Source organism: Chitinophaga costaii (assembly GCF_900094705.1).
GTDB classification, from domain to species: Bacteria; Bacteroidota; Bacteroidia; order Chitinophagales; family Chitinophagaceae; genus Chitinophaga; species Chitinophaga costaii.
The window spans coordinates 27,595-40,958 of record NZ_FMAR01000014.1 but is presented as its reverse complement, the minus strand read 5'-3'; the positions used below and the strand labels follow the sequence as shown (position 1 = coordinate 40,958).

Genomic DNA, 13,364 nt, shown 5'->3' with positions numbered 1-13,364 from the left:
AATCCCTATCTTCGCCCGGGCTACCCACTACAGCGAATGACACCCACCCATACATTAGACTTAAGTAACGAAACCTTCACGCTGGCCGCGAATTTCGTGATGAATACTACCCGCCATTTATTCCTGACGGGCAAGGCAGGAACTGGCAAAACGACCTTCCTGCGCCACATCCGTGAGCAGGTGAAGAAAAACACCGTGATCGTAGCCCCTACGGGCGTGGCGGCCATCAATGCCGGCGGCGTTACCGTGCACTCTTTTTTCCAACTGCCCTTTGCGCCCTTTTTACCGGAAACCAATGGCCTGTTCCAGCAAGGCCCTGCAGGGAGCAGCCATCACCCTTTGCTCAAAGGCCTGCGCATAGGCGCCGAGAAGAAAGCCCTGATGCTGGAAATGGAACTGCTCATCATCGATGAAGTGTCTATGCTGCGGGCCGATATGCTGGACGCCATAGACCTCATCCTCCGCCACATCCGTAAGCAGCCCGTACAGCCTTTCGGCGGGGTACAGGTTATCTACATCGGCGACCTGTTCCAGTTGCCCCCTGTGGTGCCGCAAGACCAGTGGGAGCTACTGGCCCCACACTATCCCAGCCCCTTCTTTTTCCATGCCTGGGTGGTAAAGCAAAGCCCACCATTGTACGTAGCCCTGCAAAAGATTTACCGGCAAAACGACCGGCAATTCATAGACCTGCTGAACCGGGTGCGCAATAATGAGGTGCAGCCTGCCGACCTGGAACTGCTGAATGCCCGCTTCCTGGCCGATTTCGACCAGGAGCAGCACAAGGGTTATATTACCCTCACCACCCACAACAGTAAGGCCGAGGCGATAAACCTGGATGCGCTGGAGGCCCTGCCCACGGGGCTGCATACCTTTGAAGGCCGCATTACCGGCGATTTTTCCGATAAAGCCCTGCCCACCGAAATGATACTCTCGCTCAAAACCGGCGCACAGGTAATGTTCCTCAAAAACGATACAGAAAAGGTACGCCGTTTCTACAATGGGAAGATCGGCACCATCAAAAGCATAGACCAAAAACGCATACTAGTAACCTTTGAAGGAGAAGACACGGAGCTGGAAGTGGAGGAGGAAACCTGGCACAACATCCGCTATCATTTTAATGTGCAGACAAGAAGAATAGAGGAGGAGGAAATAGGCACTTTTACCCAGTTCCCCATACGCCTGGCCTGGGCCATTACTATCCACAAAAGCCAGGGCCTTACCTTTCAAAAAGCAGTGATAGACGCCGGCGACGCCTTTGCTGCCGGACAGGTGTATGTGGCGCTAAGCCGCTGCGTAAGCATGGAAGGCATGGTATTGCGCAGCCGTATTGGCGCCCACTGTATTCATACCGATGCTGAGGTAATGGCTTTTGCCCGGCGCGAATCGGGCGTACAGGAACTGCACCACCAGTTATCCAACGAAAAACACCGCACGCTGGTACATCACTACCTGTCTATATTCCAGTGGCAGTTTATTACCGACCAACTGCAACACCAGAAAGAAAAAACACAGATGAAAAGCTTCCCCGAGCGGCAGCCAGCCATCGCCTTTTTTAGTGAATTGATTGCAAAGGCGGAAAAGCAGCAGGCCGTGTCGGAAAGCTTCCAGCGCCAACTCCTGCAATTGCTCCAGGACACCATCGCCACCGGCAACACCACCCAGCTGGAAACCCGCCTACAGGCTGGGTTGCAGTACTTTACTAAAATACTACAGGAAGAATTGTTGCAACCCCTGGAGGCTCACATCGAAACCATGAAAACTAAAACCGGGGTAGGGCGTTACCTGGTGCAACTAGAACCCCTGGAAGACCTGCTCCGCGAAAAATTGAAAAGACTACAATCGCCCGGAGCCGTTACGGTGGCATAATGCGTACTGTCCACTTGTTATGCGCTGTGATAATCCACCTGCATTGCATCACATACAGTATTGTACCACGTATTCTACAGATTGACGCGCGTACGCCCGTACTATGCAGGCATCCTCTAGTGTGATGTACGGGCTGGCCTGCTGTTTGTGCGAAAAAACACAAATCAGTTAATCTATGAAAAAGACTTCCGCAAAAAATAAGGCCAGCCGCCCCGGCAAATCTTCGGATGGTCCTGCCGCTGGCCGCGCAAACCGCGCCACCAATGATTCAAAGCGCACTACTTCCGGCAGTGGCAAAGCTGCTGCATCTTCCAGGCCCGCGGCTACCAAATCATCCCGCACCACGGCTAAAACGGCCACCCAAAAAACAGCCGCCCATAGCAACGTGTCCAAACAAAGTACCCCCCGGTCAGTCGCCCGCCAGCAAACACCGCGTGCGACCAATACCGTTGCCCGCGGAAATATTCGCTCGACTACCCGCATACAGCAGTCCAGCGCTAAAGACCTCCTGATGAACTTCTTCCAGGACGAAATCAAGGATATTTACTGGGCAGAAAAACACATTGTAAAAACGCTACCTAAGTTGAAAAAAGCAGCCACCTCGCCACAACTTAAAACCGCCTTTGACCAGCACACCACCCAGTCGCAAGAGCATGTAAACCGTTTGGATAAAGTGTTTCAACACCTGGGTAAAAAAGCCCAGGCCAAGAAGTGCGAGGCTATGAACGGTATTATCCAGGAAGGAGAGGAGATCATTAGCCATACCGAAGCCGGCACCGCTACCCGCGATGTAGGCCTCATCCTGGCCGCACAAAAAGTAGAGCATTATGAAATTGCTACCTACGGCGGCCTGGCACAACTAGCCCGCACCCTTCAACTAAAGCATATTGCGGCCCTGCTGGAAACCACCCTCCGGGAAGAAAAAGAAACAGACACAATCCTCTCCACGATCGCCGAACAACATGTGAACTACGATGCCCTGCATGAAAGTGAAGCCCCACAAGCCGCTGGAGGCAATGAAGATGAGGACGAAGAAGAAACCGATATTGAAATTGAATTTGATGAAGTCGATATTGATGTAGCAGACGACGAAGCAAACGAAGACTTCGATGATATGGAGGAAGACTTAGACGACGAAGAAAGATAGTACACCTACATGGTTGTAGCAACAACCTGCCGGCATGGCCTTGTGTCCATGCCGGCTATTTTATGCTTTCTACCATTTTCACACCTGCATCCATAGGCATTACTGTCCCTGCCGCCCCGCCTGTGTGTGCTGAACGCGCTCTCTGCCGCTGCCGCCTGAAAGCTGCGGGAAACCTGGCACCTGGCAATAGCGCCGCAATAAATAACTGACTTTTTTGTGCATGAAATGGAAATAGCGCAATTTCCTGCCAGCATGGATGGCATAAAGGCAACGGAGCCTTGTATTTTAAAAAGTCATCCTTGCATTTTGGGAATGGTTGAGCTTCATTCGCAGGTGATTGTTTACATTTGAAAGACCAAAAAATTCTACATCATGCTTACTATAGACGGCATCCAATCCCTGCTCGGACAGGAATCAGACTCTTTATTACAGCATACCTGTAACACCATTTCCAAAGATGTGCTACAGCTTCCCGGCGCTAACACGATAGACGAAGTGTATGCATTGAGCAACCGTGGACCGCAGGTTTTGCGCAGCCTGGGGCAGTTATTTAACCATGGCCGTTTGGGTGGCACCGGCTACCTCTCTATCCTGCCGGTAGACCAAGGTATTGAACACAGTGGCGGGGCTTCGTTTGCGAAGAACCCTGCTTATTTTAATCCGCTTAATATAACTAAACTGGCCGTGGAAGGAGGGTGTAACGCCGTAGCTACCACCTTTGGCGCACTGGCCCTGGCCTCCCGTCATTATGCACATAAAATTCCCTTTATCGTAAAACTCAATCACAACGAATTACTCACCTACCCCAATAAATTCGACCAGGTGATGTTTGGTTCAGTACGCGATGCCTGGAACCTGGGTGCCGTGGCCGTGGGCGCCACCATCTATTTCGGTTCTGAACAGTCGGACCGCCAGATTGTGGAAGTGTCCCGCGCGTTTGAAGAAGCACATAGTTTGGGCATGGCCACCATCTTGTGGTGTTACCTGCGCAACGACGCCTTTAAGAAAGATAAAGATTACCACCTTTCTGCCGACCTTACCGGCCAGGCCAACCATATTGGGGTAACCATACAGGCAGATATCATTAAACAAAAGCAGCCTGAAAACAATGGGGGCTACAAAGCTCTGAACACGGGCAATTCCAGCTATGGCAAACTGGACGAACGCATTTATACCCAGCTTACCACCGATCACCCCATAGACCTTTGCCGCTACCAGGTGGCTAATTGTTATATGGGCCGTATAGGACTGATAAATTCCGGTGGCGCATCTTCTGGGGAAAAAGATATGGCCGATGCAGTACGTTCTGCCGTGATCAACAAACGCGCCGGCGGTGCAGGACTGATCTCCGGCAGAAAAGCCTTTCAGCGCCCCATGCAGGAAGGCGTGCAGTTGCTCAATGCTATTCAGGACGTATATCTGGCAAAGGATGTAACCATTGCCTAGTACCCTACTGTATAAAATAGTGAAGGGGTTGACCCAAAAAGTAAATAAAAACTTTGTGAATCGCTTAAACGATAACAGGTCTCCATCAGGTACCCAAATAAAAAGGGGCTGATCAATACTTTTTGGTCAGCCCCTTTTTTAAATAATAAGCCCAGGTAGCCGGGGCATATTTATGCATTTGTATTTTTTATATAAATTCTTTGTAAATATCTAAGCATCTCCTCTTAAGGTCAGTTCTATTTGCAACTTAATGTCATTGGTGAAACCCTCCAGTTCTATTTTTGGATGTTGGTCAAGGTTAATGCAAATCTTTCCATTTTCACTGGCCATGATGTCTTCTAAAGGCTCTAATAGCGCAAATAACAGGTGTTTTGCAGATTCTGCCAACTGGTTTAGAATGGAATCCTCCATTTGAAAATACTCCCTGTTGTTAAAGGAGTAGGTTACTTGTACCATGTAAATAAGGTTTTCGGATACACTGATTGATAAATGACTTCTCTGAGATAAAGATATAAAAAACATTAAATTACAAAAATTTATATCCTTTATTTCAAAGCTGATTGGAAGTTAATGTGGATAACTATTGGAGGAGTTTCATTTTTTTAGGGTTTTACTATTGAATCATGTTAATATTCAGCCAGGTATTTAGTTATCTTTCGGTCTAAACTACTAGTATCGTATGCGTTCGGTATTTTCATTTACGCTTTTAATATTCCTTTGGATTACCTGTTTGGGCAGGTTGTATGCACAAACAATGCCAGATCCTGTACAAAAATGGTCGCCAGACGGACAGTTCCAGTATAAAGCCCTGGGCAAATCTATTGTTGCCGTGCGCCTTGCTACTGGCGAACGTACGGTGGTACTCAAAGATATTAAACCCGCAGGCAGCAGTACTGCACTGGATATTCGCGATTTTTCATTTGCTGCCGACCAGAAAAAGGTGCTGCTATTTTCTAACAGTAAACGCGTATGGCGGTATGAAACCAGGGGCGACTATTTTGTGTACGACACGGTAAGCAAACAAGTGTTACAACTTGGAAAATCACTTCCCGCATCGTCACTGATGTTCGCAAAATTTTCACCAGACGGTTCCCGCGTAGCTTATGTAAGTAATCATAACCTTTACCTGGAAACCCTGGCCACCGGCGAAATAAAACCCCTTACCACCAATGGTACCCGCCATTTTATTAACGGCACCTTCGATTGGGTGTATGAAGAGGAAATGAGTTGCCGCGATGGTTTTCGGTGGAGCCCCGACGGACAGGCTATCGCTTATTGGCAACTGGACGCCAACAATACCCGCGACTTCCTGATGATCGATAATACAGATTCCCTGTATTCCTTTACCGTGCCGGTAGAATATCCGATTGCAGGCCAGGACCCGGCAGCAGCCCGCATTGGCGTTATGAACCTGGCCTCTGGCAACACTACCTGGATGCAACTACCCGGCGATCCTGCCCAACACTACCTCCCCCGCATGGAATGGGCGCCTAATGGCAATAAATTGATTGTACAGCAACTGAACCGCCACCAGAACGAGAGCAAAATTTTTCTTTGCGACGCAACTAACGGTAACGCACATACGGTATTTACAGAAACCGATAGTGCTTGGGTAGATATACGCGCCAGTTGGGACATGGATAATAGTGTAGGCTGGGACTGGTTACAGCAAGGCAAAGCGTTTGTTTGGGTGAGCGAAAAAGACGGCTGGCGTCATGCTTACCGCATTGGCCTGGATGGTAAAGAAACCCTGCTTACCCCAGGCAAATATGACCTGATCAAGATCTGTAAGGTGGATGAAAGAGGCGGCCATATTTACGCCCTGGCCTCGCCGGAAAACGCTACCCAGCAATATTTATATCGCATTCCCCTGAAGGGTGGTGCCGCCGTGCGGCTTACTCCCCAAAACCAACCTGGCACCCATGATTACGTGATAGACCCCTATGGCGATTATGCCGTACATGAGTTTTCTAATTATTATTGTCCACCTGCCAGTGAGTATGTTCATCTGCCCGATCATAAAAGTGTGAAAGGCGAAGTAGCCGGTATGCTAAAGGATGCTAAGAAAGAAAATAGCAAAGTAGAGTTTTACCAGGTAACAACGCCAGAAGGTGTAACCCTGGATGGCTGGATGAGTAAACCCACCAATTTTGACCCGAACAAAAAATACCCTATCGTTTTTTACGTGTATGGCGAACCGGCATCAGCCACGGCAAAAGACGAATATGGCGCTGGCCATGATTTCATGTACCGGGGCGATATGGCTGCGGATGGTTATATCTACGCATCGATGGACAATCGCGGCGCCCCCTTGCCCAAGGGACGCGCCTGGCGCAAGGCGATATATCGCCACATAGGCCGCCTTAATATTCATGACCAGGCCATGGGTGCCAAAGCGTTGCTGGAAAAATATGCTTTCATTGATAGTTCCCGCGTGGCCGTATGGGGCTGGAGCGGTGGCGGCAGCAGTACCTTGAATTTGCTGTTCCAGTTCCCGGAAATTTACAAAACCGGTATTGCCGTGGCAGCAGTGGGCGACCTGCGCACCTATGATAATATTTACCAGGAACGTTATATGGGCATTCCCCAGGAAACCCAGGCCGATTACATTGCCGGATCTGCCGTACATAATGCCCGCAACCTGCGCGGTAACCTGCTCTACATTCATGGCACTGGCGACGATAACGTGCATTATACCAATGCTGAACGCCTGATCAATGAGCTGGTGAAATACAACAAACAATTTCAATTTATGTCTTATCCCAACCGCTCCCATGGCTTGTCGGAAGGGGAGGGTACTTACCTGCATTTATTTACCCTGTACACTAATTACCTGCGCGAACACTGCGCCCCTGGAGCGAGGTAAGGTAATACTAATCGCGAATCATTCATCGTAGTATTGCCACCCTGGTGCGTAGGGGTACCAGGGTGGCAATACCATGATGCACGTTTTGCTTTGCACCAATAACTTTTGATGTAAATTGCAGGCCTTATGACAAAAACAAGCATTATCGGCATAGTGTCCGCAGTGATGGTCATCATCAGCGCTTTCTTGCCGTGGATTACAGTGGAAAGCCGGCATTTCTTGTTTACCGGGCTACAAACCACCGGTTCCGCCTTTGGGCAGCCCGGCATATTGAATATTATACTGGCAACTATAGCTGTTATTTTATTTGGGCTGAACAAAACATGGACCTTCCGCGTGAATATTTTTATTGCCGGCTTTCTCATGGCCTGGACTTTCCGTAATTACCTGATCTTCTCCCGCTGTGAAGCTGGGGAGTGCCCGGACCAAAAAATAGGCCTGTACCTTTCCCTCATCGGCGGTATTCTCTGTTTTGTGTGTGTGGTGCTAAACCGGCAAAAGCCTAAAGAAAATAAAAACGGTCTTTAAATCGGCAGAAAATATCCCAATAACCAACTGCCCAATATAATGCCCACCGCCGTAAGCAACGTACGCAATACCACCGGCAGGGCTTTCTGCTGGGTAAGCGTTGCTTTTATCAAGGCAAACACCACCGTTGCCACTAGCAGGATGTAAGTGCTTTGCCGGCCTGCCTGTCCGAAGTTTTCATTGGCAAGGTAGGACCACAGTGGCAGGTAGCCGCCCAGTAAAAAGGAAAAGGCAGTAGCAATGGCACTGCGGATAGCGGCACCCATTACGAAAGGCACCCGCTGCACCTGCTCATTTTTTAAGGTGGTTTCCCACTGCTCCGCATCATCCGCCATTCCTTGCTGAATGTCGCCTATCAGCTGGTCGGTAAGCTCCAGTCTTTTTAACCGACCTTTCTCCACCTCCGTCATCGTTTCTTCATGCAGACTACCGGCGCCCCGGTTGGTAAAGAAGCTGGAAATACCTACCAGCAATGAAAAGCCCAGCCATATCCATAAATGAATATTGTAAAAATACTGCACGTTCACGTGCGCTGCCAGGACATGCGTCGTAAAATATAAAAGAAATAACCCGTCTGGGAAGCCCACGAGGAAGTCTGTTTTCCAACCCGTGCTGCGAACGGCGTTTTTACGTGTAGGCATAAACGTTAATCGAGTATTGAAAGGCTTTTTTGAATTATACCCACACTGTCTTTTATCTGTGCAGCCGTGATGAGCAGGGGCGGTGCAAGGCGAATGATATGGCCATGGGTAGGTTTGGCCAGCAGCCCGTTTTCTTTCAACGTCAGGCAAACTTGCCAGGCTGCGTCGGGGTTAGGGTGTTGAATTACGATAGCGTTGAGCAGTCCTTTACCACGGATCACGGCCACGTGGGACGATTGAATAGCTTGTAATTGGTCGCGGAGCAAAGTGCCCATGGCGGCAGCATTATCTGCCATTTTTTCTTTTTTCAATACTTCCATTGCAGCAATGGCCACCTTACTGGCCAGCGGGTTACCGCCGTAAGTAGAACCATGTTCGCCTGGCTTCAGGGTGAGCATTATCTCATCGTCTGCCAGTACGGCCGATATGGGCAATGTACCGCCAGACAAGGCTTTCCCCAGGATAAGAATATCCGCTCTCACCTGTTCATGATCGCAGGCTAGCATTTTGCCGGTGCGGGCCAGGCCGGTCTGTATTTCATCGGCAATGAATAACACCTGGGCGTCGGCACAGTACTGACGGGCACTAGCCAGGTATCCGTCGTCGGGCACCACCACGCCGGCCTCGCCCTGTATAGGCTCTACCAGAAAGCCGGCCACGTTTTTATCCTGCAAGGCCTTTTCGAGTGCAGGCAAATTATTGTAAGGAATTATTTCATAACCCGGCATGAAGGGGCCAAACTGGGCGCGGGCACTGGGATCGGTGCTGAACGATACTACGTTGAGGGTGCGGCCATGAAAGTTCTCGGCACATACAATGATCTTGGCCTTGTCTGCCGGAATGCCCTTTACTGCATAACCCCAGCGGCGGCATAGTTTCAGCGCTGTTTCCACCGCTTCCACGCCGGTATTCATGGGCAATACTTTATCGTACCCGAAATAGCGGGTAATGTATGCTTCATATTCGCCTAAACGATCGTTGTAAAATGCCCGGGAAGTAAGGGTGAGTTTATGCGCCTGCTGTACCAGCGCATTAACGATCTCCGGATGGCAATGTCCCTGGTTTACCGCAGAATAGCCCGACAGGAAATCGTAATAACGCTTATCATCTACATCCCACAGGTGTACACCTTCGCCCCGCGTAAGCACTACCGGTAAAGGATGATAATTATGCGCGCCATATTGTTCCTCCAGCGCTAAAAAATGCCGGGTTTTTTCACTTGCTGTAAATGCGGGTACCATGTGTCAAAGATACTGTATTGTGTACAATGTAGCGGACTATGTATAAGCGGCTGCGAAAGCTGTAATGGTACAGGCCTTGTGCTTTTCCCGTAAAACAATTACCCTTTCAGTTTTGCCACCAGCTCAATATACTCCTGTTCGGCGGCTGCAGTGGTTTTGCCTTTCAGGCCTGCCCAGGCGTCGTGCTTGGCCTTGGCCACAAAGTCAAACGGGTTGGCAGGGCCGTCGCCGCTGGCATCTCCTTCGGTGGCTTGTTTGTAAAGGGAATAGAGCTGTAGCAGCACGTCGTTGCCCGGTTTTTCAGACAAGGTTTTGCTGGCGGCTACGGCGGCTTCAAATGCAGGGGTCTGGCTCATGAAAACGGATTTTAGCCAGGCAATATACTCAATTTAATCTGCCGGAAATATGCTACCTTCGCGCCTTGAAGCACGGGTCAGATCTTGCTGTTCCGGCCTATCCAAAATATTTATGAAGAATATCCGCAATTTCTGCATTATCGCCCACATCGACCATGGGAAAAGTACCCTGGCAGACCGGCTACTGGAACATACAAAGACGATCGCTGACCGTGATATGCAAGCGCAGGTGCTGGACGATATGGACCTGGAACGCGAAAAAGGCATTACCATTAAAAGCCACGCCATTCAGATGGACTATATCTTCAAGGGCCAGCAATATACCTTCAACTTGATAGATACCCCCGGACACGTAGATTTTAGCTACGAAGTTTCTCGCGCACTCGCCGCCTGTGAAGGCGCTTTGCTGCTGGTAGACGCTAGCCAGGGCATTCAGGCCCAGACCATCAGCAATCTTTACCTGGCCCTTGAAAATGATCTGGAGATCATACCCGTGATCAATAAGATCGATATGGAAGGTGCCATGATCCCCGAAGTAAAAGACCAAATCATAGAACTGATCGGCTGTAAGGAAGAAGATATTCTCCTGGCATCTGGTAAGTCCGGCATCGGTATTGAAGAGATCCTGCAAGCAATTGTAGACCGCATTCCCGCCCCCAAAGGCGACGAAACGGCTCCGCTACAGGCACTGATTTTCGATAGCGTATTTAATTCCTTCCGGGGTATTATCGCCTATTTCCGCGTGTTCAACGGTACCCTTCGTGCGGGTGAAAAGATCCGCTTCATCAACACGGGCGAGGAATACGACGCCGCCGAAGTAGGTATCCTGAAACTAGGTTTGGAAAGTCGCAAGCAAGTAAAAGCCGGTGACGTAGGATATATTATCACCGGCATTAAAAACGCCAAGGAAGTGAAAGTAGGGGATACCATTACCGCAGTAGTGAATCCCAGCCCCGATTCTATAAATGGTTTTGAGGAAGTGAAACCCATGGTATTTGCCGGTATATTTCCCGTGAATACCGACGAATTTGAAGAGCTGCGTGACTGCATGGACAAACTGCAACTAAACGACGCTTCCCTGACCTACGAGCTGGAAACCTCCCAGGCACTTGGTTTTGGCTTTCGTTGCGGATTTCTGGGGATGCTGCACATGGAAATTATTCAGGAAAGGCTGGAAAGGGAGTTTAACCAAACCGTGATCACTACTGTGCCCAATGTGAGCTTCATTGCCCACACCACGCGCAAGGAAGTAGTGATCGTGAACAATCCCACGGAAATGCCCGACCCCAGCCGCATAGAACGGATAGAAGAACCTTACATCCGTGCGCAAATTATCAGTAAGCCGGATTATATTGGCAACATCATGACCCTGTGCCTGGGCAAGCGCGGCATCCTGCTGAACCAGAGCTATCTCACGCCCACCCGGGTGGAGCTGTCGTTCGAGATTCCCCTCACGGAAATCGTGTTCGACTTCTACGACAAATTAAAAAGCCAGACCCGTGGTTATGCCTCTTTCGATTACACCCCGATCGGTTACCGCGATTCAGATATTGTGAAAATGGACATCCTGCTGAACGGCGAAAAAATAGACGCCCTAAGTGCGCTTATTCACCGCCAGCGTGCCAACGATTTTGGCCGCAAGCTTTGCGAAAAACTCCGGGAGCTTTTGCCCCGTCAGCAATTCGTGATCGCCATTCAGGCCGCTATTGGCGCCAAAATCATTTCCCGCGAAACGATCAGCGCTATGCGCAAAGACGTTACTGCCAAATGTTATGGTGGTGACATATCCCGTAAACGCAAACTCCTGGAAAAACAAAAAGAAGGGAAGAAACGCATGCGCCAAATAGGCAACGTAGAAGTACCCCAAGAAGCTTTCCTGGCAGTACTGAAACTGGATGATTAAGCAAACGTATTATATAAATTATAGCATAAAAAAACCTGGGTCAACCTCAGGTTTTTTTATGCTATAATGGGAATAATGCAATCAGTATAATCTTTTGTGCCTAACCTGCATTAGCTTACAGTGGCTTTGTATAGCAGGGCACTGTTGCTACTGCTAATGCGGTAATCTTCGCCGTAGGCAATGAAGGCACATTGGCCTTTGAGCAGGGCCACCGTGTTTTCGGAACCGGTAATAGTGGCGTCTCCATCCAGCAGAATAAGTATCTCCGCTGCCTGTGCTGTATGTTCATAATATACATGCTCATCGTCCAGGACAATACGGCTTACCTGGAAATCAGGTGCAGGCGTAGGATATATAAGCTCCGCCTTGTCTTTGCCGGGCGTACCTTTCAGCACATTGGGATGTATGGCTTCAAAGCGGGTATGTTTCAGTAGTTCGGGTACGTCTACGTGTTTGGGGGTAAGGCCGCCGCGCAGTACGTTATCTGAATTGGCCATCAGCTCCACATTCACGCCTTCGAGATAGGCATGGGGAATGCCGGCATCCTGAAAAACGCCATCACCAGGCTGTACATGTACTACGTTAAAGAAGTAGATAGAGAAAATGCCACGATCTAGATGATCCAGTCCTTTAGGATCGTTGGCAATAGCACGGGCAGCCCAGAAGGCTGCGCTGTCTTTATCTAGCGTACCGGCCTGATAGGCTGGCAGGATGCGCGCTCCCAGCGGACGCAGGAAGGTATTCACCGCGTCCTGGGGCATGTCCATCACCTGCTGGTAAAGGGCCTTGTAGCCCCCTTTTTCAAACACGGGCAGGAATACCTGGAATTCCGGCACTTCCTGCAATACGGTTTTCAACTTATCTTCCGGCAGGAAACCATGCAACAGCCAAAACTCCGTGAGGGCTACCATGATTTCCGGCTTGTGATTATTGTCTTTGTAGTTGCGTTGCGGCGCGTTCAGGGGAATGCCGGCAGCGTTTTCACGGGCAAATCCTTTCTCCGCTTCCTCTTTGGTAGGATGTACCTGGATAGAAAGCATGTCTTTTACTTCCAGTATTTTAAAGAGATAAGGCAACTCACCGAAACGCTTATACGTAGTTTCGCCCAATACCCCGGATGGGTCGTTGGCAATATATTCATGGAGTGGCTGGCCGCCGGGTTTACTATCGATGAGGGAAGGAGCGCTGGGATGCGCGCCCATCCAGTATTCCGCGTCGGGTACGTCGGATGCGGGAAGGTTTAGCAGATCCCTCAAATAATGAAATCCGCCCCAGGCGTAATGTTGTACTTTCCCTTCCAGTGCAAAAAGTTTTTGTGCCATTGTATGTATTGAACGATTTAATAATTTTAAATAAGCGCACTCAAAATT

The 13,364-nt window shown here is 49.5% G+C and carries 11 protein-coding genes; 6 read left to right on the top strand and 5 right to left on the bottom strand.

Annotated elements, in window-relative coordinates; genetic code table 11:
* Positions 1–36 precede the first annotated feature (36 nt).
* The 3 genes from GA0116948_RS16720 (at position 37) to GA0116948_RS16710 (ending at position 4,459) form a co-directional block, all read left to right on the top strand.
* Positions 37–1,866, top strand: a complete 1,830-nt coding sequence (locus GA0116948_RS16720) for an ATP-dependent DNA helicase (protein ID WP_089714304.1) — start codon at positions 37–39, stop codon at positions 1,864–1,866.
* A 175-nt stretch (positions 1,867–2,041) separates the two neighbouring features.
* Positions 2,042–3,013, top strand: coding sequence for a YciE/YciF ferroxidase family protein (locus GA0116948_RS16715; protein WP_240619263.1), 972 nt, complete (start codon positions 2,042–2,044; stop codon positions 3,011–3,013).
* Positions 3,014–3,385: 372 nt separating this feature from the next.
* Positions 3,386–4,459 (top strand): class I fructose-bisphosphate aldolase, encoded by a 1,074-nt coding sequence (locus GA0116948_RS16710; RefSeq protein WP_089714302.1) that lies wholly within the window; start codon positions 3,386–3,388, stop codon positions 4,457–4,459.
* A 210-nt stretch (positions 4,460–4,669) separates the two neighbouring features.
* Here the strand turns inward: GA0116948_RS16710 and GA0116948_RS16705 are convergent, their stop codons facing one another.
* The gene (locus GA0116948_RS16705) at positions 4,670–4,915 is read right to left on the bottom strand and encodes a hypothetical protein (RefSeq protein ID WP_089714300.1); all 246 of its coding nucleotides are present in this window, start codon (positions 4,913–4,915) and stop codon (positions 4,670–4,672) included.
* A gap of 298 nt (positions 4,916–5,213) precedes the next feature.
* Between GA0116948_RS16705 and GA0116948_RS16700 the strand changes: the two genes are divergently transcribed.
* Together GA0116948_RS16700 and GA0116948_RS16695 are read left to right on the top strand one after the other, a co-directional pair.
* The gene (locus GA0116948_RS16700; protein ID WP_240619262.1) at positions 5,214–7,325 is read left to right on the top strand and encodes a S9 family peptidase; all 2,112 of its coding nucleotides are present in this window, start codon (positions 5,214–5,216) and stop codon (positions 7,323–7,325) included.
* Between the two features lie 126 nt (positions 7,326–7,451).
* A complete protein-coding gene (locus tag GA0116948_RS16695) occupies positions 7,452–7,853 on the top strand; it encodes a hypothetical protein (protein WP_089714296.1) in 402 nt (133 codons plus the stop codon).
* On the opposite strand, the gene GA0116948_RS16690 is transcribed toward GA0116948_RS16695, so the two are convergent.
* The 3 genes from GA0116948_RS16690 to GA0116948_RS16680 all read right to left on the bottom strand — a co-directional run bounded on the left by GA0116948_RS16690 (position 7,850) and on the right by GA0116948_RS16680 (position 10,091).
* Positions 7,850–8,494 carry a VIT1/CCC1 transporter family protein gene (locus tag GA0116948_RS16690; protein ID WP_089714295.1) on the bottom strand — a complete coding sequence of 215 codons (645 nt, stop codon included), beginning with the start codon at positions 8,492–8,494 and terminating at the stop codon, positions 7,850–7,852. The two genes, GA0116948_RS16695 and GA0116948_RS16690, sit on opposite strands and share 4 nt — an antisense overlap.
* A gap of 5 nt (positions 8,495–8,499) precedes the next feature.
* On the bottom strand, positions 8,500–9,735 hold the full coding sequence (rocD, locus tag GA0116948_RS16685; RefSeq protein WP_089714292.1) for an ornithine--oxo-acid transaminase: 1,236 nt from the start codon (positions 9,733–9,735) through the stop codon (positions 8,500–8,502).
* Positions 9,736–9,833: 98 nt separating this feature from the next.
* Positions 9,834–10,091, bottom strand: a complete 258-nt coding sequence (locus GA0116948_RS16680) for an acyl-CoA-binding protein (RefSeq protein WP_089714290.1) — start codon at positions 10,089–10,091, stop codon at positions 9,834–9,836.
* A 112-nt stretch (positions 10,092–10,203) separates the two neighbouring features.
* On the opposite strand from GA0116948_RS16680, the gene lepA reads away from it, so the two are divergent.
* Positions 10,204–11,994: a translation elongation factor 4 gene (gene lepA / locus GA0116948_RS16675; RefSeq protein ID WP_089714288.1), complete on the top strand. Its 1,791-nt coding sequence runs from the start codon at positions 10,204–10,206 to the stop codon at positions 11,992–11,994.
* 110 nt (positions 11,995–12,104) lie between these two features.
* Here the strand turns inward: lepA and manA are convergent, their stop codons facing one another.
* Entirely contained in the window at positions 12,105–13,316 is a 1,212-nt protein-coding gene (gene manA / locus GA0116948_RS16670; RefSeq protein WP_089714286.1) for a mannose-6-phosphate isomerase, class I, read from the bottom strand.
* Between the last annotated feature and the right edge of the window lie 48 nt (positions 13,317–13,364).